This is a genomic window from Bacteroides mediterraneensis (assembly GCF_900128455.1).
GTDB lineage: Bacteria > Bacteroidota > Bacteroidia > Bacteroidales > Bacteroidaceae > Phocaeicola > Phocaeicola mediterraneensis.
The window spans coordinates 3404376-3430815 of sequence record NZ_LT635783.1 but is presented as its reverse complement, the minus strand read 5'-3'; the positions used below and the strand labels follow the sequence as shown (position 1 = coordinate 3430815).

Below are 26440 nucleotides of genomic sequence, written 5' to 3'. Positions count from 1 at the left end.
ACGCATTAGCAATACATGTTTACAATAGCTTCGTACAATTCTTGTTTTCCGCTGGTCTGTTTCGGTTCGCCTGCGGTCTTTGCGTATGCTACAACATCTTCCAGAGTCAGCTTGCCTTCTTCAAAGTCTTTTCCTTTTCCGCTGTCAAATGAAGCGTAGCGGTCGGCAAACATCTTCTTGTAAGGAGATTCTTCGAGCAGACGGGCTGCATTTTCCAATGCACGTGCCATGGCATCCATTCCGGCGATGTGTGCGATAAAGATGTCTTCCAGATCGGTAGAGTTACGGCGTGTCTTGGCATCGAAGTTGGTACCGCCGTTGCCCAGACCACCGCCACGGATAATCTGCATCATGGCCTGAATCAGTTCATAATTGTCGATAGGGAACTGGTCGGTATCCCATCCGTTCTGATAGTCACCGCGGTTGGCATCGATAGAGCCCAGCATGCCGTTGTCGACAGCGACAGCCAGTTCGTGTTCAAAGGTATGGCCGGCCAGTGTGGCGTGGTTTACTTCGATGTTTACTTTGAAGTCTTTGTCCAGTCCGTGTGCTCTCAGGAAGCCGATTACGGTTTCTGTATCTACGTCATACTGGTGTTTGGTCGGTTCCATAGGTTTTGGTTCAATCAGGAAAGTTCCTTTAAAGCCTTTTGCACGGGCATAATCACGAGCCATTTTCAGCATCTGTGCCAAGTGTTCTTTTTCACGTTTCTGGTCGGTGTTCAGCAGTGACATATAACCTTCACGTCCACCCCAGAATACATAGTTTGTACCACCCAGTTCGATGGTTGCATCGATGGCATTCTTGATTTGTACAGCAGCACGAGCCACTACATCGAAATCAGGATTGGTAGCCGCACCGTTCATATAGCGTGCATGGCCGAATACGTTGGCCGTACCCCACAACAGTTTGATGCCTGTTTCTTCTTGTTTCTTCTTGAGATAGGCTACGATTTCCTTCAGGTTGGCTTCGTATTCTTCGATGGTTGCTGCTTCGTCGCACAAGTCTACATCGTGGAAGCAGTAGTATTCAATACCGATTTTCTGCATGAACTCAAAGCCTGCATCTGCCTTGTCTTTTGCAGCCTGTACTTTGTCCGGATTTCCTTTCCAAGGGAAAGTCTTGGTTCCACCGCCGAACTGGTCGCCGCCTTCAGCACACAATGTATGCCACCAAGCCATTGCAAACTTCAACCATTCTTTCATCGGCTTGCCCATGATGATTTTGTTTGCGTCGTAATAACGGAAAGCCATCGGGTTTTTGCTTTCTACACCTTCGAATTTGATTTTTCCGATACCCGGAAAGTACTCTTTTGTTGCCATAATATTTTGTTTTAGAAGTTAATGAATAATTTATTTTCTTGTAGATTTTTCGAGATATTCTTTCCAACGTGCGTATGCGTCGGCGTAGGCGGTCTCATCGGATGCTTTCGGCTCGATGACAGCCAGTTTGTCGAGTGTGGCAAACGCTTCTACGTGGTCGTGGTAGATACCGGCTCCCATTCCGGCTCCTTTTGCGGCGCCTACAGAGCCGTCGGTGTCATACAGTTCAATTGTCGCTCCGGTTACTCCGGCCAGAGTGTCACGGAAAAGCGGACTCAGGAACATGTTGGCGTGTCCGGCATGGATTTTCTTGACTTCCATCCCCATGCCTTTCATGATGTCGATGCCATAGCGGAAAGAAAATACAATTCCTTCCTGTGCGGCACGCAACAGATGACTGCGGTTGTGAAGATTGAAGTTGATACCTTGGATGGAACAGCCTGTTTCCTGATTTTGCAACATACGCTCCGCGCCATTACCAAACGGGAGAATACTGATGCCGTCCGCACCGATTGGAGCTTGGGCTGCCACTTCGTTCATTTCTGCATAATTTAGGTCGGAAGCGAGTGTACGCTTCATCCAGGAATTCAGGATACCTGTGCCGTTGATGCAGAGCAGGACGCCCAAACGGGTTTGTGAAGCGGTATGATTGACATGTGCAAAGGTATTGACACGTGACTGTGGGTCATAGTTCACACTGCCGTTCACGCCATATACTACTCCGGATGTACCGGCGGTAGAAGCAATCTCGCCTGGATTGAATACGTTCAATGAGAGTGCGTTGTTGGGCTGGTCACCGGCGCGGTAGGTTACTGGAGTACCTGCTTTCAATCCCAATTCGGCCGCTACCTTTTCAGTCAGTTTCCCCTGTTCGGAGAAGGTGGGGCGGACATCGGCCAAAAGGGAAGCGTCAAGACCGTAATAATTCAGCAGGAAGTCGGCCACTTTGTTTTCCTTGAAATCCCAAAACATTCCTTCGGACAATCCGGATACAGTGGTACAGATTTCTCCGGTCAGGCGCATGGCGATGTAGTCGCCCGGAAGCATCACTTTATAAATTTTGGCATAGATGTCCGGTTCATTTTCTTTTACCCATGCCAGTTTGGAAGCTGTGAAATTACCCGGTGAGTTGAGCAGATGGGAAAGGCACTGTGCTTCTCCTAACTCCTGAAAGGCCTTTTGCCCGTAGGGTACGGCTCTGGAATCACACCATATAATGGAGGGACGGAGTACCTGCTGATTCTTGTCTACGCATACCAGCCCGTGCATTTGATATGAAATACCAATGGCTTTGATTTCTTCTGCTTTGGCTCCTGAATTTGCCAATACGGCTTGGGTAGCCAGTTTCAGGTTTTCCCACCAGTTTTGCGGGTCTTGTTCGGCCCACCCTTGTTTTATTGCAATGATGGCAGCTTCTGTCTTCGGGAAAAAGGCGGATGCTGCGCACTTTCCGGTCTCTACATTGACCAGACTCGCCTTGACTGACGAGCTTCCTATGTCATAACCTAATAAATACATATTTTTATATTGTTTTTAATTATCTTCTTGTTTTGTTGTAGATTTTCCGGTCGAAGCGGTAGTAACGTGCAGCACGATGGGAAACGCCTTGCTCGTATTCTTCCAAGGGTACAATGTATTCCATCATGGAAATCTTTTTGTGAAAATTGCGTACATCAAGTTGTTTTCCATATACTACCTCATAGAGCATGCGGAGTTGTAAGGCCGTGAACTTGCGTGGAAGCAGTTCGAAAATACACGACGGATTAAATTCAATATGCTGACGGATAAACCGCATGGCCTCGGCGATAATCAAGTTGTGGTCGAAAGCCAAATCCTTTATCTCTTCGAGGGCAACCCATTCGGCCTTGTATTCATCCAGATTCTTATTGAGTGTCTTGTCTATTTTGACAAGGGCGAGGTAGGCAATTGTAACAATCCGTTCCACTTTGGCCTTTTCTGCCCTCTCCAGCCAGTGTATGTCTTTGGGGTTTTTGGTACGATCCTTTGAACCAAAGGACTTAAACTGCATCAGATTGACGTTTTTAAGGCCTGTCAAGTCATGAAGGACCCGTTTGGCTGCATCGTCCAAGTCTTCATCCATATAGATGAGGCTTCCCGGAAGCTTCATATCGTGAAAAATTTCCCCACTTTCTTCTCCCATACGTTTGACGAGTAATACTTTCAGTTTTTCTCCATCAAATCCGATTACTACGCAGTCGACCGAGATGTGATTGTTGGCTAATTGTCTTGTGTATTCCATAAGCATTTTTCTGTCTACTCTGCAAAGAACGTCTTTTTAATTGAATTGTGCAATAGGAGAAATTTAATTATAAAAGCTTATTGTTCAATGAAATAAATATCTTCTTTCATACAATATCATAATTTGCTGTTTTTGTATCTCGTACAATATGTATTCGGGGTGATTTTCCTTTTGGATTTTTTTAAAGTCATGGTAGAATTGAAGTGGCTAATATTCAAGGATTTAAGTCGTGCGGATGAAGTGATGAGTATTGTTCACTTATTGTATTTTACATCTTAGGGATTTTATAGGGCTGCTGTTGGGTAGATAGTGGGGGATAATGGTAATTTTCTTTATATGTTAAAAATCTAAAAGAGAAAAAATGTACCTTTGCATCGGTTTTTTAGAGGAAATAATTATGGAGAATTCAATGAAATTAATCATGTTGGGCACGGGCAATGCTGCCGTAGTGAATTGTTACAATACGTGCTTCGCACTTTGTCGAGGTGAAAAATTTTTTCTGGTGGATGCGGGAGGAGGCAACGGTATCCTGCAGCAGCTTCAGAAAGCCCATATACCTTTGAACAGGATTCATGAGATTTTTGTGACTCATGCGCATACTGACCATATTCTGGGAGTAATTTGGATGATTCGTGTGGTGGCACAGGCCATTCAAAAAGGAGAATACGAGGGCAAGTTGCGTGTGTATGGGCATGAAAAGGTGGTGAAGGTGCTCGACTGGATTTGCCGGATGACTTTACCGAAAAAGATTGTTGCCCGTTTGGGAGAGGATATTCTGTTGTGCGAAGTAGAGACTGGAGGATGTTTTCAAGCCATCGGCTTGGAGATGGAATGTTTTGACATTGCTTCTACTAAGGAAAAACAGTTTGGTTTCCGGACTACGCTGCCCGACGGACAGTCGCTGGTCTGCCTGGGCGATGAGCCTTACAATGAATGCAACCGCCATTATGTGGAAGGAGCCGACTGGTTGTTATGTGAGGCTTTCTGCTTGTATGAAGACCGGGAACGTTTCAAGCCCTACGAAAAGCATCATAGCACGGCGCTTGATGCCGGACGGCTGGCTGCCCAGCTTGGTGTAAAAAATCTGTTGCTGTATCACACGGAAGACAAGACACTGGCTACGAGAAAGATGCGTTATACGGCAGAAGCCGCCTCACAGTTCGGTGGAAAAGTCTATGTACCGGATGATTTGGAAGAGATTCTGCTGTAGGATGGTGAAGTGGTGATTATGCGGTAACAGAAACGCTTTCTGAAGACAAAAAACAACCGTCGTACCCGTGAAGGGCAGACGGTTGTTCGATTTTAGGGCTAGAATTCGATATCTGTACGTTTGTTGACCAGCAGCTGATACTTTATATATCCTCCAGACTTGGCAGAATATTTTGTGTAAATTGCCGTGATTGTTCCTTTCGCTCCATTTTGAGGAAGTGCATCAAGGGCGAAATTTGCATATCCGCTTACTCGTACAATCAAGTTCCCCTTTTTGTCGGTTTCGTCAGTGGCATTATACGTGAACAAGGAGGAACCGTAATATCTTTGGTTCTGATAATTATAGGCAAAGGTAGGGGTTAGTCCTTCATCTTTAAAATATTTGTTTGTGTAAGTGGCTTCCGTGGCATTGTTGAGATTCACGGTTTCCAAGTATTGCGGATATCTGTCTCCGTCAAACGTACCTTCTTTGTAGGTCAGTCCTTCGAACCGGACAAGACGGCCCAGGCACTCATCCGTCAATTCGGTTTTGTAATTTTCGGAGGTGACAACGGGCAGATTTTCCTCTGTAAGCTGCCCGGCGGGTCCCATAAAAATATGGGCATCCCGTTCTATCTGCGTTTCGAGATTTCTATTGGCATAATTCTTGGCAATGTCTTTCTCGCTTGGCACACCTCCCACGCTGAGCATATACCTGTAGTTCCCGATGGCAAGTCCCTTCAATTTTACGTAGAGGGTTTGTCCCATCGGATAATACACATAATTGCTCACCATCAGCTTTAATTCGATGGCGGCACTTCCATCGTCTATATATACCGATTTATATACGTTTCCTGCCTGGTCGCTGGATATCACTTTTCCTTTTATGATGTAGTCTTCGGTAATCTCTTTATATTGGGCAAGTCCTACGCCGGCACACATTTCTTTAAGAGATTTTATGGTAATAATCTCACCCCCTTTTGTCGTAAAGTCGGAATCATTCCAGACTTTGGCCAAAGCGGGTTCATCAAAGTCGTTGTAGCAGCTGGTGGTACCGAGGGTCATAGCCAGCATTATTCCAAGAATCAATAGTTTATTCTTCATGATAGTATCTTTTGGGAGAGTTAGAAACGGAAATACACATTCAAATAATAGTTCGTACCCATCATATAGAAATATTTGGCGTCGAAAGGCTGATAAGTGAGTGTGCTGGCTTCTTTGTTTTTCAGCAGTCGGATTTGCTCGTAACCTCCGGTTTTGATGCCTTGGTTGTTGAGCAGATTATCCACACTCAGGCTGAAGCCAAGCGTATAGGCACGATGGATATACCAGTTTTTACCGATACTGGCATTCATGACATAGGCTGCATCAAATTTCTCTTGTCCCCGGATGGCGCGGAGCATTTCCGGGTTTTCAAGCATCGGTTTGGTCAGCACAGCGTCTGTGCGATAAAGCGGACTCATGGATAAGTACATGTGGTTGTAGTAATTCATGTCTAACGACAGGAACCAGTTGCTTTTGCTGCGATAAGACAGACCGATGTTGGCAGCTGTCTGTGGGGTACTTTCCACCCGTTTATTCTTCCAGTACACTTTTCCCTGGTTGATAATGGCTGCACTGTTATCTTGAATCTGTACATAGTTGGGGTTATTGGAATAGATATATTGTCCCCAGCTGAATGCGCCTTTCAGTGCCAGTCCCTGATACAAAGGAATGGACGCAGCCACTTCCAGTCCGAAATGCTGTTTGCGGATGCCGCTCATTGCAAAGTTGGAGAAGGTAGCTTCCACATCATCATAGTAGGAAATCACCTTGGTCTGGTCCTTGAACGTGGTGTAATAGCCAGAGAGACGAGCCTTGAAGTCACCGATACGCAGATTGTAAGATGCGTCTACCCCGAAAATCTTTTCCGTGGTTACCCCGGGCGTAATGTCATTACGGGTGCGGGGAGATACGAATGCCGACTGGAAGGAGGGTGCATCCTGCATGTATACGACATTCGCTTCAAAGTTATGAGCCGATGACAGTATATACCTGAGGTTGGCTTTGGCCTTGTACGTAAGATAATCCAGCTTTTGGGAATCTCCTTGCGAATTGTTCAGGAACAATCCCTTTTTCCAGATACCGTGTCGCCACAAAGAGGCATAGCCTATTTCTCCACCAAGTTTCACTTGCAGATTGTGGAGAAGATGAAAGTCATATTGCAGCCATCCGCGGGTATGGAACACATTGCCGTAATAGTCATAGCTATATTTGTCTCCTTCGCGGACAATGGGTGCTTTGCCATATTTTTCGTAATAATCCATGTTGTTCTGGTACGAAACGATGTCTATGCCCAAGTCTCTTTCTGCAAATTTATCAATATCCACCCAATAGTCTCCTCCCAGCAGGTTTTTCACTTGGCTGTAATATTCAGTCCGGTTCCGACGGATGTTGATTCCTCCGTTCAGTTGGGTATTGTTCTTGAACAGGTGTGAGAATTGTGTGTAGAAATTCCAGTCCGTCTGGTCTGTATGGCGCTCCTCTATCATGTTGATGGAACGGTGTCCTTCTCCATAATTGGTGTTGGCAGGCTGGTTGCGGTTAATCATGTACAGATTATCCCAATTGATATGGCGGATATTGTCTGTATTGGACAGCCATGCCTCTTCCAGCCATGCACCGGTAGTAGTGCCTTGGTAATAGCTCGGCAAATACCGGTAGTAATCAGGGCGTGGGTCAGGCCCGCTGTACCATGTAAGTGCAGAGTAACCATTTTTCCCGAATCGCAATGACGTGGCTACATTGAGCTGGGTCCGCTCGGAAATGTCGAAAGTATAGTTCAGCAAGGCAAGCGGTTCATGGTAATTGCGGACTCTTGCGTTACGTCGTTTGCCGCTTTGCCATCCCCAGTTGGGGTTATAGTAATTATTTCCCACCAAATCGTAAGCCTCTTGGGTAGATGCCTGTTGCGCTCCTCTTTCCGTGGGGGCTCCAAGAAGGGTCAGCCCCAGTCGGTGACGGGAGTTGAACTGTTTCTCAACGGTTGCAAAATAACCGAAGGCATTGTAAAATACTCCATTCACATAGGCATTGTTTCCTTGTCGCGTGGAGACGGAGAAAGCATACGACCATCCGTTGTCCTGTGCGCCCGATGCATAAGTCAGCATCCCTCTGAACCGGTACATCGAGTTGGTATTGACCAGGCTGGCTCTGAAACCTTTCCGCATTTGTGACGGGCGGGTGTTGATATTGGTCACACCGGCAATGCCGCCAATCCCCATTTCTCCCATCTGCAGTCCCGTGGTAACCTCCTGGTTCCGGGTGGCATCATTAAGGCCACTCCAGAGCGACCAGGGGGTATAGCCGGTCATGGCGTCGTTCAATTGGATGCCGTTCATATAGACATCCGAGAATTGGGAATCATATCCTCTGACATTGAATCTCATTTCACTGAACTGATAGGATGCGATGTTGTTGAATACATCCTTTGAGGCGGAAAGTGAGGTGGGCAAAGATGGTGCATCTCCCATGGTCTCCGTGTCGAATTCGGCAAAAATGGCGTCGTCCATCGTCTGCGACCTGTTTGCCGGAACCATGATCACTTTTAGTTCACGCATGTTTTTGCCTACTCTTACCGGGAGAGTCAGTTCTTCAAATTCGGCTGTTTCAAAATGCAGTTCATATTCTCCGGGGCCGACCTCTTCAAATAAAAACTCACCTTGTTCATCCGTTGTGGCTGTTCGGTCGCCAGGAGTCAGCAGGATGTGTACGTGATCGATGGCCATGCGGCTTGTGCGCGATATGACACGTCCTTTGATGCCTCCGCCGATTTGTGCGATACCGTTTAGTGTCCACATCGATATCAGTAGTATCAATAATGTTTTTAATTTCATAAGATAAAGATTTAATATTACTTGCCTATATAAATATATACGGGGAAGTGGTCGCTGAATCCTCCCTGAAAGTTGTTACCCACATAGGTCCGTAAGGGATATCCTTTGAACTGCCCTTCTTTCTGTACCATGTAATGCCGTTTGAAAATGTTGCCGTAGAATTTCGATTTTTCTGCCTTTCTCAGCTTGAGTCCGTCGGAATTCCCGTCTATCAGGTTCCCGCTGACAATCATATTGTCAAAAATGTTCCAGGCATCTCCATAGGCCAGGGTTCCATATCCGGCTTTTAATAAGGCTGCATTAGGGGCATAATAGTCCTCCGGTCTGACTTCCTTGGCTTTGATTTTGGCTCCTATTCCCTTTTCTCCGGCCACACTCTCGTCCGTCGGGTCATCGTTGAAGTCGCCCATCATGACGACTTTGGTAGTGGGGCGGAGTGCTCTTACAGAGTCGGCAATATGTCTCATCTGTCTTCCTACTGCAATACGTTTAAATGCAGAAACTTCCTTTCCTCCCAGTCTTGAAGGCCAGTGGGCCACCATGAAAAAGAAATCTTCATGGTCGATTTTTCCCCACATGGTGACGATATCCCGGGTCTTGAAGTTAGGCAATGAGGGAATCACCGTGCGTATGGCCTTGGAGCCTTCCAGCTGTAGTACATCCGGACGGTACAGGAAGGCGGCGTCCACCCCTCGTATTTCCGGGGAGTCGTAATGCACGATGTGATAGTTGGCAGGAGAAAGCTTCCTGGTAGCTACGATGTCTTCCAGCACATTGCGGTTCTCCACTTCGCATACGCCGATGACAACTGGATAGCTCTTGTCGATGGTGGCTATGTCGAAGAATACTTTCTCGATGTTACTCAGTTTCTTGTCATACTTGTCCTGTGTCCATTTCTTGGGACCGTCAGGAGTAAACTCGTCGTCTAATACGTCTGGGTCGTTTTCCAAGTCGAAAAAGTTTTCCAGGTTATAGAATACCACTTTATAAGGCTTTTGAGCGTGTCCTGACGTGTAAAACGATAAAATTGCAAATAGAATCGTAAATATAGGTTTCATCTTTTGTTCATTTTAATTGAGATTCCATTCTATGGCGTTGAAATCATTTTTTACTTGAGAGGGAATACCCGGGAAGAATGTGAACCCGGTAATTGCTTCAATCTCAGATACCTTCTTGCATATATCCTTGGTAATCTGTGTGCTGGAATAGGCTTTGTTTTCCAGCCAGAAACCGATGGCTTGCAGCTGTGAGGCGTCACATTGTCTTACCCATTTGCCTGTCATACCGGATTTGGTTCGCAGCAAGACCTTGAAATAGTGAGTCGGAACGTCCGTTTTTACTCCTTTATTGTCTGTTGCCTTGGTATTGGAGTGAGCAAAATAGGCACCTGTTACCACATAGAGTGTATCCGCGCAGATATAGTTTTTGCGGATTACTTCTTCCAGCTTTTGCCAGATATCCTGATTCAGTCCTTTGCCGACTTGTGGTGTCTGGTTGGTAAAATAGAATGTCTGTGCATTCATCTCCCGTGTCTGGGTCCTGTCGGCGGATGGAATCTGATGTCCCCGGTCGTATTTGGGGTGTTCTTTATAGGCCCTCTTCACATAGATTTGGTACTGGCTTTCGATGTCCGGGTCGTATGTCCATTCATCTGTGCGGTCTAAGTTGCCCAAATAACATTTGTGGAGCGGATAAGCCACCCACAGTGCCGCTTTATGCGACTGGTCGTAGCATATAGAGTAGTTACGGACAGATTTACCGTTTAGATGAGTATAATGAGTCACATACTGGAACGCAGGGTTTGCCTGGTAGTCCGGAATTTCCGCCCAAGCCTTGTTCGGTCGCTTGGTGTCTGTTTCGGCATCCGTTCCGGAAATCTTTCCATTCTGTGTCAGCACCAAGGAGATGGGGGTTCCTTCTCCTATTTGAATCGAGATGCTGGCTTTCCGGTCTTCTTTATCGGTATTTTCAGAGAAATATACATACAACGCGTTGATTCCTTCGGTCAAAACTCCATCCTTTTCAGGAATGGAGTTGGCCAAAGAGAAGGAACACCATGCTGCCCCTTCCGTGATGCGGGCGTTCCATTTAATTCCCTGGACACCTTGAATTTGTATGACGGTGTTTCCAGACTGAGAAGAAACCACCGGTGCATCTTTCCATTCGGCTGTTCCGGTGGAAAGGGGTGACTCATTGTCTTTCCGACAGGAAAGAAGAAGGACAGAGAGCGTGAATAGAATGAGATAACGGAGTGTCATTTTCAAAGGCATTCAGTTCTTATTTTTTGGTAATTATGATTGCGTCGATGTATAAAGCACCTGCTTTATCATTCTTGATGGTGAAGTAATCATATTCACCGCCTGACAGGTTGAAGGTATGGGTATATACCTTGAACCCGTTCTCTTCTTTCATTGAGGACGCAGGTTCAATGGTGTTTGTATTTGGATGTTCGCTTGTACCTGCGTAAAGATGGTAGGCAGGTGCATAGTTCGAACTGGCTGCTACCCTCAGAGTGATTTCAATGGACTGGATTTTTTCAATTTTTGTCGCATTGAAGATGAATCCTTGTTTCTTGGCATCGGATGCATTGCCCTGCAGTTGTATTCCGCCACCGTTCTTTTCGTTTGCGATACAGATTTTGGCACCTTTGAATTGGATGGAATTATAGGTCCAGCTATACCATGTGGAAGCATCTTGGGTATTTTGCGTGTTGTATCCATCGGTAGGTAATTCCACGGAACCATCTTTCCCTTTGGTGATATCGAAACCGCTCATGACCAATTTTGTTCCTGCTGCGGCTTTTGCGGCCACGGTTACAGGGACTTCTATCTTGCTTTCAGTTCCGTCTATTTGGATGGACAGCGTCTGTTTGACAGCGCTTCCTGTATTGTTAGCCTTTGCATGAACGGTGACAGTCGTGCCATTTATTTGGGCCGACAGGATACCTGACAAGCCAGACACCTTCAGGCTTTTTCCTTCCGCATTCTGTAGAGTGACCTTGATACTCTGCTCTCCTCCGGCTTCAGTAAAACTGAGTGAATGTGGAGTGACTTCCGTGATAGCAGGTTCACTCGAAGCGAAGTCCTTCAAGTCTTCCAGGTTACGTGGCATTAACTGTGCCTTCTCTTTAAATACCGTGACAATACCTGTGATAGAACCGCTTCCGGCTTTGTAAGGCTGGCCGATAAGGGAAGTCGCATTTTTGTTGAAAAACACGGTCACGTTGCCGAAAGTATAGGTCTTGGCCTCCCATGTGCCCGGAGCGTCAATCTTTACGTCTTTTACTATGGCAGGCATTCCAGCATATTCAGCCAGTTTGTCGGCGGTGGTAAGAATCGGGTTCACTGTATTTTTGTGGCTGACAACGGTCACATCACTGATTTCCCAGTCGGTTACTTGGGTAATGCCGTTGTAGGCTCCCAATTTCACTTTATTTGCCTTTAGTGAGACTTTAACCTTGTCTCCCAATGCAAAAGTCTCTTTTATCTGTGCGTGGAGTTTACTGTTATATAATACAATCCCTTCATTGGCCGTTGTGGCATCGGGAGTCATGAGGTTGAGGGTACCCGCAGAAGCATTATTCACCTTGGGGTCTCCACACACAAGGGCTTCAAACTCCATGTTTTCAGTCAGTTGTGTCTGTCCGCCCTTTTGCAGTTTGATGATGCGGCTGATGGCTGTGCCACCTCCTTCTTCCGGAGTGCTGCTACCTTCTTCCAAATCCACTTCCTGGCCTCCGTTTCCTGTAGAAAGGGTTATGTCGTCCAGACGGAATACGGAACTTTCCATGGCTGTGAACCGGATGTACAGTGTTGGAGTCGCTTTCTTTAAGCTGAACTGGGCCGTGGCCAATATCCAGTAAGGACGGTCGGCGTCTCCTTTATTCTTTTCGTAAGAAATTTCTTTCCAGCTCGTGCCGTTGGAGCTAACTGCCAGCTTGAATGTTTCAGGGGTGAAAGAGTTGTCATAACTCTTGTCCTCATTTTGTTTGGAACGGCTGGCGCCAAAAGTCAGTTTCAGATGGGTTTGTCCTTCTGCCAATGTAATTTTCCGGATATCGAAGGTGGCAGGAGAGGAGCCGAAGAAAATGATATTGGGGCCTGAGGCACCTTCATAAGCGTCCGTATTGGTCAGACCGGAAGAACGGACAGACGTGTTGGAACCTGCATATTCTACGGTAGCAGCTCCGTCTCCCGATTTGTCCCATCCTTGGTAATTGGAAACGTAAGGTTTTTGGGATGCATCCGCATTGCCTGCCGTTTCATGATAAATCAGTTTGGATTCGGCCACGGAACCCGCTTTCACAGCTACTGTGGCGCTTTTCAGAATTCCGGAGCGGTTGCTCATGACAATGTTGATTTTAGCTTCTCCCACGGTTCCTTCCGGTACGCTCACCTGGATGCTGGCAGAGCCTTCTCCTTCCGTTTGGGAGAGTGACATCCAGCTGCCATCTTCCACGCTGGCTTTCCAGGTGCGGTTGGTCGAGATTTCCAAGGTCTGCGTACCCCCGTTTTCAAACGTGAGGGTAGCGGGATTGACTTCCAGATAAGGTGCCTCTGTGTCTTCATTGTCGTCTACGCATGCGATAAACGAAACCGTCATGAGCATGCACAACAGTCCATGCCATAACTTGAACAAGTTGATTTTTTTCATATTTTTGAAATTAGGTGTTAAGTCTTGTGGAAACAAGATTGAGTGTGTCTACATATTGTTCCTTTAAAAGTCCTTTCCGGGCTTAGTGGAGCAAAATGCACTATCTGTTTGTTTAGCTTTTGCCAGTAGAGACAGTTCTCGTATGGAAGAGAATGCCTGTGCCGTAGTCTGTTTTAGTGTCGTTTTTAAATTTTGGGTTTAATTTATGCTTTTTCTTTGAACAGTGAAAATTTCCTGAATATTTTTACAGAAAGTTAGCTTTTAGCCTGTGGATGCGGGAGAGGGAAACGGAAGTCGATAGCCAGGGGGATACGGCTGGAGCTGGCATAAAAAAGCCCTCATTCCCAGTAGAAGAGAAGAGGGCTTGGCTGAAAATTATCTTCTGTTTTTTTATTCTTTTTCTTTCAAGTTTTCATCGATGGCCTTGATTTTGCTCAGCACCAAATCCATATCCTTTTTCAGGCGTTCGATTTTGCGAGTGATGTCTGCCACCAGTGTGTTTCCTTTCTTGGAAGACGAGTTCAGGAAACCGAGATTGTTTTCGTAGGTCTGGATGTCGTTCTTCAAGCTTTCATACGTACGGACCAAGCGTTCGCGGTCGCGATAAAGGTTACTTTCTTTATTGCCGCTGGTACGTACGTTGTTCAGACGTTTCTCTGTGGCCGACAAGTGCAGACGGTCGAACAGTTTGTCCACCAGTCCGTGGAATTCCTTATACAGGCGGTCTTTTTCTTTGAAAGGAACGAAACCGATGGAGTTCCATTCTTTCATCAAGGCACGTACCTGTTCGGCTGTGGCTTCATCGGCTGCTCCGGAAGCTTCCAAGGCAGCCATCCGTTTGATGACATCTTCTTTTTTAGCCTGATTCTCTACTTCTTCCGTGCGTTGTGAAGAAGTAGCCTTGCTTTTCTGCTCGAAGAAATAGTCGCACGCACCGATGAAACGTTTCCACACGGCATCCGAATGTTTTTTGGCCACCGGACCGACGGTCTTCCATTCTTTCTGGAGCTTGGTCAGGATTTCAGCCGTTTCTTTCCAGTTGGTACTGTCTTTCAACGCTTCCGCTTTTTCGCAGAGCGCCTTTTTCTTTTCCAGGTTGGCGGCCATGGTTTCTTTGACCGATTTGAAGAATGCCGCTTTCCGGCGGAAGAATTCGTCGCATGCCGCACGGAAGCGTTCAAAAATCTTGACGTTCATTTTCTGCGGTGCATAGCCGATGGTTTTCCATTTGGCTTGCAAGGCCAGAATTTCCTTGGTCTTGTCTTCCCAGTCGGCGAAAGTGGTAAAGGTGTCGTATTCCATACTTTCCACAATCTCGCAAATCACGGTTTTCTGGTCCAGGTTGTTCTGTTCCTTTTCCTTCAATTCCTCAAAATGCTGCTGATGGCGTTTGTTGATTACTGTAGAAGCGGCTTTGAAGCGTGTCCAGACGGCTTCGCGCAAATCTTTGGCTACCGGCCCGATGGCCCGGAATTCCTGGTGGAGCTTCTGCAGTTGGTGGAAGGCCGAAATGACATCGGGTTCATCGGCCAGTTTTTCTGCCGCTTCACAGAGACGGGTCTTTTGTTCCAGGTTTTTCTTGAAGTCATATTCGCGGAATTCGTTGTTCAGCTTCACCATGTCGTAGAATTTCTCGGTGTAAAGCTGATACGTTTTCCAGATTTCATTGACTTTGGCCGCAGGTATCTGTCCGATTTCGTTCCATTCCTGCTGGAGTTTCTTGAAATCGTCGTAAATTTTATTGGTATCTTCCTGTGATTCGGTCAGGAATTTCATTCTTTCCAGAATGCCTAGCTTTTTGGTCAGGTTCTCTTCTTTCTCCTTTTCTTGGGCAGCTGCCAAGGCATTTCTTTTTTCCTTGATGGCGTTCATGACTGTTTTGAATTCCTCTTCCGCAGGTTCTGTTTCCGGGGTAAATTCTTCTGCCTTTCCTCCTTCATCGATGAAAGCTTTCCGTGCCGCTTCTACTTTGGCCTTTTGTAGCTTGTAGAATGTTTGTTTGAGTACGTCAATTTCCTGTTTATCGGTCAGGTCATTTTTTTCGTTGATTTCCTTAAGGCGTTGCACCACTTCTTCCAATGTCTGTTTCGGGGTGTATGTTTCCTTTTCGGTTTCTTCCACAGTAGGAACCAGAGCTTCAACGGGATTTTCCATTGGTGCCTCGGTTAATGGGCGGTTGGTTTCATTTACTTCCATCGTATATAGATTTTAAAGAGTATAATTCTTTTGTTTGTATGTCTGTTTTTAGAAAGACTCTCACAAATTAAAGAAATAAAATCTGATTTTCATACTTTTTCAGACAAAAACTACAAAATGTAGCTGATTTTTTGAAGAGATATGAAGAAATAGGAAGATTTTCTGTCGGTTTTTGAGGAATTGAAAAAAACGCCTTTGCGTTTGAGTAAAAACGCTTAGACGTTTTGATTAAAACGCAAGTGCGTTTGGAAGAAAATGTACTTACGTTTTTCTCCAAACGCACTTGCGTTTTTTTTAACAAATCTTTAGGCCAGTAATACGGTGATTCCCATGTACATCAGCATGCCGATGATGTCGTTGGTAATGGATATGAACGGTCCGGTGGCGATAGCCGGATCGATTTTCAGCTTTTCTAAAGTCATGGGTACCAGGGTACCGAAGATAGAGGCAAACATGACGACGGCAAACAGACTGATAGACACGGAGTAACTCACGGTGGCACTGGCTCCGAAGCGGATAAAATTGTAGATATAAACCAGCATGGAGATGATGGTGGCGTTGATAAGAGCTACTACCGATTCTTTCAATACCTGCTTGAACGTGTTTTCGGCATTCAGCGAACTGTTGGCCAGTCCCTGTACCACCAAGGCAGACGATTGGGTCCCTACGTTTCCGCCCGTTCCTCCAATCAGGGGAATGTAGAGAGCCATTTCCGGATGGGCGGCAAAAGTGGTGTCGAAATTTCCCAGGATCATGGAGTTACCGATACCTCCGAGCATACCGATTAGCAGCCACGGCAGACGGGCGGTGGTTTGGCGGAACACGTTGTCGTCGGTTTCTACGTCCTGCGACAGACCGGATGCCAACTGGTAATCTCGTTCGGCCTGTTCACGTACCTCATCCATCACGTCGTCGACGGTGATTCGTCCTACCAAGCGGCCGATACTGTCGACCACAGGGACGGCCACAAGGTCGTATTTCTCAATGGTTTGCACCACTTCTTCAATAGGGGTGTCTACGTGGACGGATATCGGATCTTTTTTCATCACGTGTTTCACCTTGGATACCGACGGGCTGGTAATCATTTTTTTCAACGGGAATACTCCCCGCAGACGTTCGTCGTCGTCCACCACATATACATAATAGATTTCGTCCATGTCTTCGGCTTGCAGACGCATCTCGCGCAGGCATTCGGGCATACTCCAGTTTTCGTTCACAATCACCATTTCCGTACCCATCAAACCTCCGGCGGTGTCTTCATCGTATTTCAGCAAGTCGACAATGTCGCCTGCCTGCTCGATGTCTTCGATGTGCGAAAGCACTTCTTCCTGCTTGTCCTCGTCCATTTCACGGATGATGTCGACGGCATCGTCCGAATCCATATAATCCACGAAGCGTTTGGCAATGGTTTCCGGAGGGAGGATTTCGAGGAACTTCTTTCGGGCGTCCTCGTCCATTTCAATCAACACGTCGGCTGCCGTTTCGTTGTCCAGCAGCAGATAGATGAAGCGGGCGTCTTCTGCGTCCAGTTCGTTGCACAATTCGGCAATGTCCGCCGGGTGCAAGTCTTTGAGGGTTTCCTTTAACTGGTCGGAGTCTTTCTTCTCAATCAGTTCGGTGACGGTTCTAATATCTTCACTGTTCATCTTGTAAGTTTCAGATGAGTTCTTTTATTGTAGTCTGTAGTCTCGTGTGCAGGATTATTCCGCATGGGTGGAAGAAGTACGCAGGGCTTGCTCCACCTGGTTGGTCAGGTCGATGAAGTCTTGTACGGACAACTGTTCCGGGCGCTTGTTGAAGATAGGGTCGGCACTGAGCGGATTTCCTTTGTCCAGAATAGGCGAAATGGAATTGCGGAGTGTCTTGCGCCGCTGGTTGAACGTAGTTTTGACTATCTGTTTGAAGAGCTGCTCGTTGCAGCCTAGGTGCTGTGTTTCGTTGCGTGTCATGCGGATGACGGCGCTCTTCACTTTGGGGGGAGGATTGAACACATGTTCATGGACGGTAAACAGGTATTCTACACTATACCAGGCTTGTATCAGTACGCTCAGAATGCCGTAGGTCTTGTTGCCCGGAGAAGCTGCAATACGCTCGGCCACTTCTTTCTGAATCATACCCGTACAGCAGGGAATCAGGTCCTTATACTCGAGCATCTTGAAGAATATCTGGCTGGATATGTTGTAGGGGTAGTTTCCCGTCAAAACGAAAGGCTGGCCGTCGAAAAGCTGCCGGAGGTCCATCTTCAGGAAGTCCTGCTCGATGATATGGTCGCCCAGCTGCGGGAAATTCTCGCGCAGATAAGCCACCGATTCAAAGTCGAGTTCCACGACTTTGAGCGGACGCTCTTTTTTCAGCAGGTATTGGGTGAGAACTCCCATTCCGGGGCCCACTTCGAGGACGGGAAGTGCCGGACAAGCATCCACCGTGTCGGCGATGTCTTGTGCCACTTGCAGGTCTTTCAGAAAGTGTTGTCCTAAAAACTTTTTAGGTTTTACTAATTTCATGCCTCAGGTTTTAAATGTTCGTATTATCTTTGTATCTTGCAAAGTTAAACATAAATCTTTATATACCGACTGATTTTGGAACGAACAGGTTTAAAAAAAATAATAAATAGAGCCTGCCAAATCGCGCTTCCACTGGTGCTGGGAGCTGCCATTCTGTGGTGGACTTACCATGATTTCGATTTTCGGCGAGTGTGGAGTGTACTCGATGGGGGAATGAATTACGGCTGGATGGCCTTTTCGCTGGTGTTCGGCGTGTTTGGACATCTGTTTCGCGGGTGGCGCTGGAACCTGACACTGGCTCCGTTGGGGGAATACCCTAAACTTTCGAACAGTGTGTATGCGGTGTTTGTATCTTATGCCGCCAATCTGGTGGTGCCTCGTGTGGGGGAGGTGTCCCGTTGTGGTGTCCTGGCAAAATACGACGGGGTTTCTTTTTCCAAGTCATTGGGTACGGTAGTCACTGAACGGCTCATCGACAGTATTTGTGTGGTGCTTATCACGGTGGTGACCTTATTGCTCCAGTCGCGTATTTTTGCGGCTTTTTTTGAGAAAACCGGTACGAACATGGGGTTCTTTACGGGGCTTTTTACTTCCACCAACTTTTATATTACCTTGACTTGCTTGTTGGCGGCAGGAGTGTTGGTTTTCTTCCTGATACGCAAACTAGCTATTTTCACGAAAGTACGGAGCATCTTGAACGATGTGTGGGCCGGATGCCTCTCTCTCCGTCATGTGAAACAGCCTTGGCTCTTTACCTTATATACTATAGGTATATGGGGCTGCTATTTCTTGCAGTTCTATGTCAGCTTCTATTGTTTTGACTTTTCCGCCTCGCTGGGCTGGATGCCGGGGCTGGTGATGTTCGTGGTAGGAAGTATTGCCGTAGCTGTGCCTACTCCCAATGGGGCGGGTCCGTGGCATTTTGCGGTCATCACCATGATGATGATGTATGGGGTAGATAAGGATGATGCAGGAATATTTGCCCTGTTGGTGCACGGTATTCAAACCTTTTTATTAATTTTGCTAGGTATTTATGGCCTTGTGGCTTTACCGCTGGTAAACAAGAAACAAGCCGGAAAGTGATTTGCTTTTCGGATAAAATCAGATAATAATATGAACGAAATTCTTTCTTTGGCTCCGCAGAATGTGTGGAAGCATTTCTATTCGTTGACTCAAATTCCCCGTCCGTCGGGACATTTGGAAAAAATTCAGGCCTTCTTGCTGGATTTCGGTAAGCAGGTGGGTGTGGAATCGTTTCAGGATGAGGCTGGAAACATCATCTATCGCAAGCCGGCTGCTCCGGGCATGGAAGACCGGAAGGCGGTTATCTTGCAAGCTCACATGGACATGGTTCCTCAGAAAGACAAACATTCGCAGCATGATTTTGAGAAAGACCCTATTCCGGTTTATGTGGACGGAGAATGGGTGAAGGCCAAAGGCACGACCTTGGGGTCGGATAACGGCATGGGAGTGGCAGCCATCATGGCAGTCATGGAGGACAAGTCGTTGAAACATGGTCCGCTGATGGCCTTGATAACGGCCGATGAGGAAACGGGTATGTATGGCGCTTTCGGCTTGAAGCAGGGCACTGTGGAAGGAGATATCCTTTTGAACCTGGATTCGGAAGAAGAAGGTGAACTTTATATAGGTTGCGCGGGTGGGGAAGACCTGACTGCTACATTGGAATACAAGGAAGTGGAAACCGATCCGGAAGACGTGGCGCTGAAGGTGACCTTGAAAGGTTTGCGAGGTGGACATTCCGGTATTCAGATTGGCTGGGGACATGCCAATGCCAACAAGCTGATGGCACGTTTCATGAATCAGGTGATTGCCTACGATGAGGCTTGTTTGGTATCATGGGAAGGTGGAAACATGCGCAATGCCATTCCGCGTGACTGTGAGGTTGTGATTACCGTACCGGCTTCGGAGGTGGACGATGTGCTGGCATTCGTGGGTGAATGTGAGCAAGTATGGCGCGATGAGTTCGCTACCATCGAAGACAACCTGAGCTTTACGGCAGAACGTATCGATTTGCCGAAGATGATGGTGCCCGATGAAATCCGGGATAACTTGGTGGATGCCATTTATGCTTGTCCGGATGGAGTGGAGCGTTTTATCCCGACCATTCCGGATACGGTAGAGACTTCTTCCAACCTGGCTATTGTGGAAATCGGCAAGGGAAAAGCGGTCATCAAAGTGCTGACACGTAGTTCTCGTGAATCGATGAAAGATTACCGTAATACAGCCATTGAAAGCTGCTTCTCTATGGCAGGAATGCACGTAGAACGCTCTGGCAGCTATTCTGGCTGGGAACCGGATGTGAATTCTCCAATCCTGCATGCCATGAAGGAGTCTTACAAGGCGCAGTTTGGAGAAGCACCGGAAGTGAAGGTGATTCATGCCGGATTGGAATGTGGCATCATCGGGGCAGTGGTTCCGGGGCTGGATATGATTTCATTCGGTCCGACATTGCAGTGCCCGCATACTCCGGAAGAACGTTGCCACGTGCCGTCAGTGAAGAAATTCTATGATTTCTTGATTGCCACACTGGAGAATACGCCGAAGAAATAAACTTTTAGACCTAAAATACAGATGTAGAGAGAACCGGATTCGTGGAGAATCTGGTTCTCTCTCTTTTTATACCCTCAGGTGGCTTCGTTTGCTTCTTTTAATTAAAAACTATGCAGTAATTTAAGAAATCTACTTTATCTTTATAAGAAACAACCGAAGTGGAATTTTAATTTGAAGAATATGAACAGACTATTCTTACTATGTGCCATCGGATGGCTGACTTTTATTTTCCCACTGGCTGGAGTGGCTCAAAGTTACGAACGCTTGTGGAAGGATGTGGAAGAGAGTCGGAAAAAGGATTTGCCACAGACATTGATTGTGCAGGTGAATCAGATTTATGAAAAGGCCAGGAAGGAGAAAAATACTCCGCAGATGCTGAAGGCGTATTTTTCACGGGTGGAATGTCAGGTGGAACTTACGCCAGACAGTCTGCAGAAGGAACTTCAGTATATGGAAGATTGGGCCATGAAGGAGAGCGACCCTTTGCAGAAAGCCGTACTGATGTTCCTTACGGGATATTATAAGTTGGAGCTTCATCCTGAGAAGATGGATAGCGTACTGTATTATTTCAATCAGGCAGTAAAAGAAAAAGAGGCCTTGTCGTCTGTATCGGCCGTAGATTTTCGTCCGATGACGGAGATTGGAAAATGGAGCCAGCGTTATTTCGGTGACAATATGTACGACCTGTTGTTGCGGCAGGTCATTTATCGGTTGAAGATGAGCGGGCAGGACAGTAAGGAGGTGCAATGTGCCGTGTATGAGGATTATGAAATGTTACTGGCACAATACAAGGCTGTGCACAATCGTGAGGCTGAGTTACTGACCCGTTTGGAACGGTTGAGCTGCTGGCAACGCAGGGGATGGCGATATCCGCAACCGGTGTCGGACACTCAGGCGGTGGATTTGTGGAAGTCGTGGGCGGAAACCTATGTTGGATTGGATGCCTGTGCGGCGGTGTATATCTGTTGGGCGGATTTCTATCACCGGAAGCAGGATTTCGTATCCGAAATAAAGGTGATTGAAGAGGGACTGAAGCGTTATCCCGATTCGGAGTTTGCCGCTGACCTGAAAGACAAGCAGCGTATCGTGTGCATGCCTTCGCTTTCGGTACAGGTGACTCGGCCTTATCCACAGGCGGAAACGGAACTTCGTGTCACTAGCAAGAACCTGGCAGGGGCTACGTTGGAATGGTATAAATTGAATCTCAAGGCGTCTTCTTCTGTGTTTGCCAATAGTGTGGACCATGCAGCATTAATTAAGAAATATGGCACACTGATGGATAAGGTGCGGCTGGACTTGCCGGAAACACCTGATTATAAGGACTCGGTATCTATTTTGACTTGTCGGATGCCGGAAGCTGGAATTTATGTGTTGAAGTCCATTCCCGATGGTTATAAGGATAAGACAGGATACGATGTGGTGCATCTGTCTTCGCTTCAGGTAGTTTCTTTCCCGATGGAGGGAAAGCAGACCGAATGTCACGTGGTAGACCGGAAAACGGGGTTGCCGGTGGCAGGAGCCGAACTGGTGTTCTATTCAATACCGGTACCGGGTAATTATACGGTGTATAAGACGTATCGTACAGACAAGCAAGGGAAGGTAGTGGTTCCGGATATGAATACACAGTTGTGGATGCATGCACGGACTGCGAAAGATGATTTTATGGAGGTATCCTATTGGTCCAGAAGAATCTTGTCTACCGTAAACAGCATGCAGAAGGCTATCGACCGGATGGATTTGTTTACTGACCGTGCACTCTATCGTAAAGGACAGACGGTGTACGTATCGGGAGTGGCTTATACGCAGAATGGGGATGAGGTGCAGGTTCGTAAGGAGGCGGCTGTGTGGCTGGCTTTGCGGGATACCCACAATCAGGAAATCGCCCGAAAGGAGTTGACAACCGACGATTTTGGTGCATTCTCCACAGAGTTCCAGTTGCCGACGGAAACATTGGCCGGAACGTTCCGCATAGAATCGGAGAAGACTTCTTGTGCTATTCGGGTGGAAGAATACAAACGTCCGACGTTTGAGGTGATTTGGAAGGAGGTGCAGGAGGCCTATACCATGGGAGACTCTCTGACGTTGGAGGGAACGGCGAAGAAGTTCTCGGGTGCGCCGGTACAGGGCGGTAAGATACGTTATACTTTGACTCGCTCGAAAGCTTGGTTCTGGCGTATGGATGCGGAAGAGAAGCTGTTGGCCGAAGGAGAACTGATGGCGCAGGCAGACGGGACTTTTGCCTTGAAAGTCTGCTTGGAGCGTCCGGATACGGAGGTTTCCTTGGGATGGGACGGCTTCTATTGTTACCGGATAGAAGCGGAGGTGACGGATGTGGCTGGAGAAACCCAGAAAGGGGTACTGGTACTTCCGGTAGGGGAACATGCTGTCGGATTACAGATAAAGGGATTGGCTGGGAAAGTGGCCCGTGAGAAGCTGGAGCAGATTCAGGTGCAAGCCTTGAATCTGCAACGTCAGCCGGTGGCCTTGGAGGTGGCTTGTCATCTTTACCTCTTGGGTGAGGCTGGAAAGAAAGGACGGACTGTATGGTCGGATACGGTGAAGTCTGGCCAGCCTTTCTTGCCGGAGGCGTGGAAACAGCTGGCTTCCGGAAAATACGTGCTGGAAGTATCTGCCCGTGATGAGCACGGACGCCCTTGTCGCGCGGAACAGGAATTGGTACTCTTCTCTTTGAGTGACAGCGTTCCTCCGATAAAGACCGTGGAATGGTTCTATCAGGACGGTATGGAACTGCAGGCCGACCGGCCGGTGACTTTGTACGTGGGTAGCAGTGAGAAGAATGTACATCTGTTTTATCATGTATATAGCGGAAATCGGATGCTGGTGTCTGAGGCTCAGATGTTGAACGAGGAAATCCGCCCGTTCTCCTATACTTGGAAGCCGGAGTATGGCGATGGAATCACCATCAGCTTCGGATTTATGAAGGAGGGTATCTGGTATTCCAAACAGGTGGCTCTGAAGCGTCCGGTTCCCGAGAAGAAACTGAAATTGCAATGGGAGACTTTCCGCGACCGTCTGCGTCCGGGTACAGAGGAAACTTGGACAATGCGGATTCTGGATGCCTCCGGTAGGCCGGCAGATGCCCGTCTGTTGGCTACTTTGTACGATGCTTCTCTCGACCGTTTGTGGGAGAATCCATGGAACTTCTATCTGACTTTCAGGCGTTATACACCTTCGGTGATGCCGTTCATCCAGCAGATGAACAGTGTGGCAATGGCTTACTCTCCCTTCTATACCTATTCTCTGTCTTCCGTCTATGTACCGGATAACTGGCAGTTGTACAGTCGCTTGTGGATTCCTTCTTTGCAGCTGTATCAAAGTCTGACCCGCAATGTGCAGATGATTCGAGGTACGGGAATCATGATGAAGGCAGCTGCGGCGGCACCGAATGTGATGATGAAAGAGGATGTGGCTTTGGAGGAAGAGGGATTCTCGCAGAATGAGGGGGCATTGCTCGTGGAACTTCAGTCTGCGAAAATTGAATTGAAAGCAGAGCCGGATTTGACTTTACGGGAAAATTTCGCGGAAACCGCTTTCTTCTATCCCGATTTGCGGACTGATTCAACTGGTACCGTACGGCTGGTCTTTACCGTGCCGGATGCGTTGACTCAGTGGAAGTTCCAGGGATTTGCGCATACGCGTGACATGGATTATGGACTCATGCAGTCCGAAACTCGTACCGAAAAACCGTTTATGCTTCAGCCGAACCTGCCTCGTTTCCTTCGGCGGGGGGATGAGGCTTCACTGGCAGCCTCGTTGATGAATTTATCCACCGAGGAGGTGAAAGGAAAGGCCCGGTTGGAGCTGGTGAATCCGGTGGATGGAACTGTAATCTATCAGTCGGCTCAGGACTTCTTTGTAAGGGCCGGAGAAACGGGCAGTGTATGTTTTGCTTTTCCAGTGAAAACGGATTGTGAGGTCTTGATTTGCCGGATGCAGGCCGAAGCGGGTGAGTTCAGTGACGGTGAACAGCACTACCTGCCTGTACTGACCGATAAGCAATGGATGACCGAGACGCAGTCGTTGCAGGTGGAAGCCGGACAATCCCAGCAGGTGGACCTGAAGGGCAGGTTTAACGGACAGAGCAAGACGGCCGAAAACCGTCGGCTGACCATTGAATTGACTGCCAACCCTATCTGGTATGCTGTGCAGGCACTTCCGGTAGTTGGCAATCCGCAACAGGACGATGCGTTTTCTTGGGCTGCGGCTTATTATGCTCAGGCGCTGGCACAGAAGATTGTGAAATTGAATCCGCAGATTCAGACGGTGTTTGACACTTGGCGGAAGCAGGGCGTGAAGAAAGAAACTTTATGGAGTGAGCTGGAACAGAATCCGGATTTGAAGAATTTGTTGCTGGCGGAAACTCCTTGGTTGGCTGAAGCGGCCAGTGAGCAGGAACAACAGCGACGGATAGGGTTGCTGTTCGACTTGAATGCGATGAAGTATCGTATGGAGCAGGCTGTAACGAAACTGAGCTCCTTGCAAAAGTCGGATGGAAGCTGGAGCTGGTTTGGCGGCATGGTGGGAAGCCGGATGGTGACCACTCAGGTGACGGAACTGCTGGCCCGTCTGAAATCCATGCAAGTGATGGGCGAAGTGCGTGTGTCGGATATGTATTTGAAAGCCTTAAATTGCCTGGAGGCGGCATTCTGTGAGGAATATCGGCAACTCAAGGAGTATGAATCGAAAAAGAATGGAGTTCAATTGCCCAGTGAACTGGCCGTGAGATACTTGTATATTGTTTCGCTGGATAAAGCGGCAGCTGCCCGGGTACAGCAGGAAGCCAAGGAATATATGGTGGCAAAACTGGAAAACCGTTCCAGTGAATACTCCATCTATGAGAAGGCCTTGATTGCCCGGATTCTGCAGGCGCAGGGAAAGGAGTCGCAGGCAGAAGCTTTGGTACATTCCATTAAGGAATACACTGTAGCGACTCCGGAAATGGGACGTTATTTCGATACACCGAAAGCTTTGTATGCCTGGAACGGTTACCGGATTCCGACGCAGGTGGCTGCCATGGAGGCTATTCAGCTGATGGAAAAGGATGAACCGATGTTGAACGAGATGAAGCACTGGCTGCTGAAGCAGAAGCAGGTGCAGTGTTGGAGCACTCCGTTGGCTACGGCAGATGCCCTCTATGCGTTGTTGTCCGATGGAATCGCTTTGCAAGAAACGGGGAAGATGGAGGCAAAGGCGACAGGTATCCACTTGGAGACGCCGGACGACGGACTGGGATATATCCGTCAGACATGGACAGGGCAGGATACCCATGTGAAGAAACTGACAGTAAGCCATACGGGAAAAGGGGCTGGATGGGGAGCGGTTTATACTCAATACCTGGAAGATATGGACCGGGTTCAGCAGTTTGAAGGTGACGGCTTGAAGGTGTCACGTGAGTATATATATAAAGGTAAGACCTTGGGCCGGAAGTCCCTCTTGCATGTGGGTGACCGGTTGACCGTCCGTCTGACCTTCCGTACCGACCGGGATATGGATTTTGTCAGCCTGAAAGACGAACGGGCTGCCTGCATGGAACCTGTGCAACAATTATCCGGCTATGTGTGGAAAGACGGGCTGGGATATTATCAGGCTCCGGGAGATGCGGCCACCTCATTCTTTATCGACCACCTGCGGAAAGGCAGTTACGTGATAGAATACGAAGTCTACGTAGACCGTACAGGAACCTATCAGGCCGGAACGGCCATCCTACAGTCGGTATATGCGCCGGAGTTCGGAAGTCATACGGAAGGGTGTAGCCTTCAAGTGGAATAAGTAAGTCCGGGTGGGTAAGTCCTGCCCGGACTTTTTTTACAGAAGTCTGGACGGAATAAATTTTCAGGCTTGATTTTGCTT

At 47.6% G+C, this 26440-nt stretch carries 15 protein-coding genes; 4 read left to right on the top strand and 11 right to left on the bottom strand.

Annotated elements, in window-relative coordinates:
* Positions 1-5 precede the first annotated feature (5 nt).
* From xylA to BQ7480_RS14660, 3 genes are read right to left on the bottom strand one after another with little or no spacing between them, the layout of a single operon-like run.
* Positions 6-1322, bottom strand: coding sequence for a xylose isomerase (xylA, locus tag BQ7480_RS14670; RefSeq protein ID WP_072543457.1), 1317 nt, complete (start codon positions 1320-1322; stop codon positions 6-8).
* Between the two features lie 30 nt (positions 1323-1352).
* On the bottom strand, positions 1353-2840 hold the full coding sequence (locus tag BQ7480_RS14665; protein ID WP_072543456.1) for a xylulokinase: 1488 nt from the start codon (positions 2838-2840) through the stop codon (positions 1353-1355).
* A 19-nt stretch (positions 2841-2859) separates the two neighbouring features.
* Positions 2860-3588, bottom strand: coding sequence for an NUDIX hydrolase (locus BQ7480_RS14660; RefSeq protein WP_072543455.1), 729 nt, complete (start codon positions 3586-3588; stop codon positions 2860-2862).
* 391 nt (positions 3589-3979) lie between these two features.
* On the opposite strand from BQ7480_RS14660, the gene BQ7480_RS14655 reads away from it, so the two are divergent.
* Positions 3980-4792 (top strand): MBL fold metallo-hydrolase, encoded by an 813-nt coding sequence (locus BQ7480_RS14655; RefSeq protein WP_083581839.1) that lies wholly within the window; start codon positions 3980-3982, stop codon positions 4790-4792.
* 98 nt (positions 4793-4890) lie between these two features.
* On the opposite strand, the gene BQ7480_RS14650 is transcribed toward BQ7480_RS14655, so the two are convergent.
* The 8 genes from BQ7480_RS14650 to rsmA form a co-directional block, all read right to left on the bottom strand.
* Positions 4891-5874: a DUF5689 domain-containing protein gene (locus BQ7480_RS14650; RefSeq protein WP_072543454.1), complete on the bottom strand. Its 984-nt coding sequence runs from the start codon at positions 5872-5874 to the stop codon at positions 4891-4893.
* Positions 5875-5894: 20 nt separating this feature from the next.
* Positions 5895-8645: a TonB-dependent receptor gene (locus tag BQ7480_RS14645; RefSeq protein WP_072543453.1), complete on the bottom strand. Its 2751-nt coding sequence runs from the start codon at positions 8643-8645 to the stop codon at positions 5895-5897.
* Positions 8646-8662: 17 nt separating this feature from the next.
* Complete coding sequence (locus tag BQ7480_RS14640) at positions 8663-9703, bottom strand: endonuclease/exonuclease/phosphatase family protein (RefSeq protein ID WP_072543452.1); 1041 nt, start codon at positions 9701-9703, stop codon at positions 8663-8665.
* Positions 9704-9715: 12 nt separating this feature from the next.
* On the bottom strand, positions 9716-10903 hold the full coding sequence (locus BQ7480_RS14635; protein WP_235816746.1) for a DNA/RNA non-specific endonuclease: 1188 nt from the start codon (positions 10901-10903) through the stop codon (positions 9716-9718).
* Between the two features lie 19 nt (positions 10904-10922).
* On the bottom strand, positions 10923-13298 hold the full coding sequence (locus BQ7480_RS14630; protein ID WP_072543450.1) for a DUF5689 domain-containing protein: 2376 nt from the start codon (positions 13296-13298) through the stop codon (positions 10923-10925).
* 390 nt (positions 13299-13688) lie between these two features.
* The gene (locus tag BQ7480_RS14625) at positions 13689-15494 is read right to left on the bottom strand and encodes a DUF349 domain-containing protein (protein ID WP_072543449.1); all 1806 of its coding nucleotides are present in this window, start codon (positions 15492-15494) and stop codon (positions 13689-13691) included.
* A 305-nt stretch (positions 15495-15799) separates the two neighbouring features.
* Positions 15800-17140 carry a magnesium transporter gene (gene mgtE / locus BQ7480_RS14620; protein WP_072543448.1) on the bottom strand — a complete coding sequence of 447 codons (1341 nt, stop codon included), beginning with the start codon at positions 17138-17140 and terminating at the stop codon, positions 15800-15802.
* A gap of 54 nt (positions 17141-17194) precedes the next feature.
* Complete coding sequence (gene rsmA / locus BQ7480_RS14615; protein ID WP_072543447.1) at positions 17195-17998, bottom strand: 16S rRNA (adenine(1518)-N(6)/adenine(1519)-N(6))-dimethyltransferase RsmA; 804 nt, start codon at positions 17996-17998, stop codon at positions 17195-17197.
* A 75-nt stretch (positions 17999-18073) separates the two neighbouring features.
* On the opposite strand from rsmA, the gene BQ7480_RS14610 reads away from it, so the two are divergent.
* The 3 genes from BQ7480_RS14610 (at position 18074) to BQ7480_RS14600 (ending at position 26359) form a co-directional block, all read left to right on the top strand.
* Positions 18074-19081 (top strand): lysylphosphatidylglycerol synthase transmembrane domain-containing protein, encoded by a 1008-nt coding sequence (locus BQ7480_RS14610; protein WP_072543446.1) that lies wholly within the window; start codon positions 18074-18076, stop codon positions 19079-19081.
* A gap of 30 nt (positions 19082-19111) precedes the next feature.
* Entirely contained in the window at positions 19112-20569 is a 1458-nt protein-coding gene (locus tag BQ7480_RS14605) for an aminoacyl-histidine dipeptidase (protein WP_072543445.1), read from the top strand.
* Between the two features lie 180 nt (positions 20570-20749).
* Positions 20750-26359, top strand: coding sequence for an alpha-2-macroglobulin family protein (locus BQ7480_RS14600; protein WP_072543444.1), 5610 nt, complete (start codon positions 20750-20752; stop codon positions 26357-26359).
* The last annotated feature ends 81 nt before the right edge of the window (positions 26360-26440 follow it).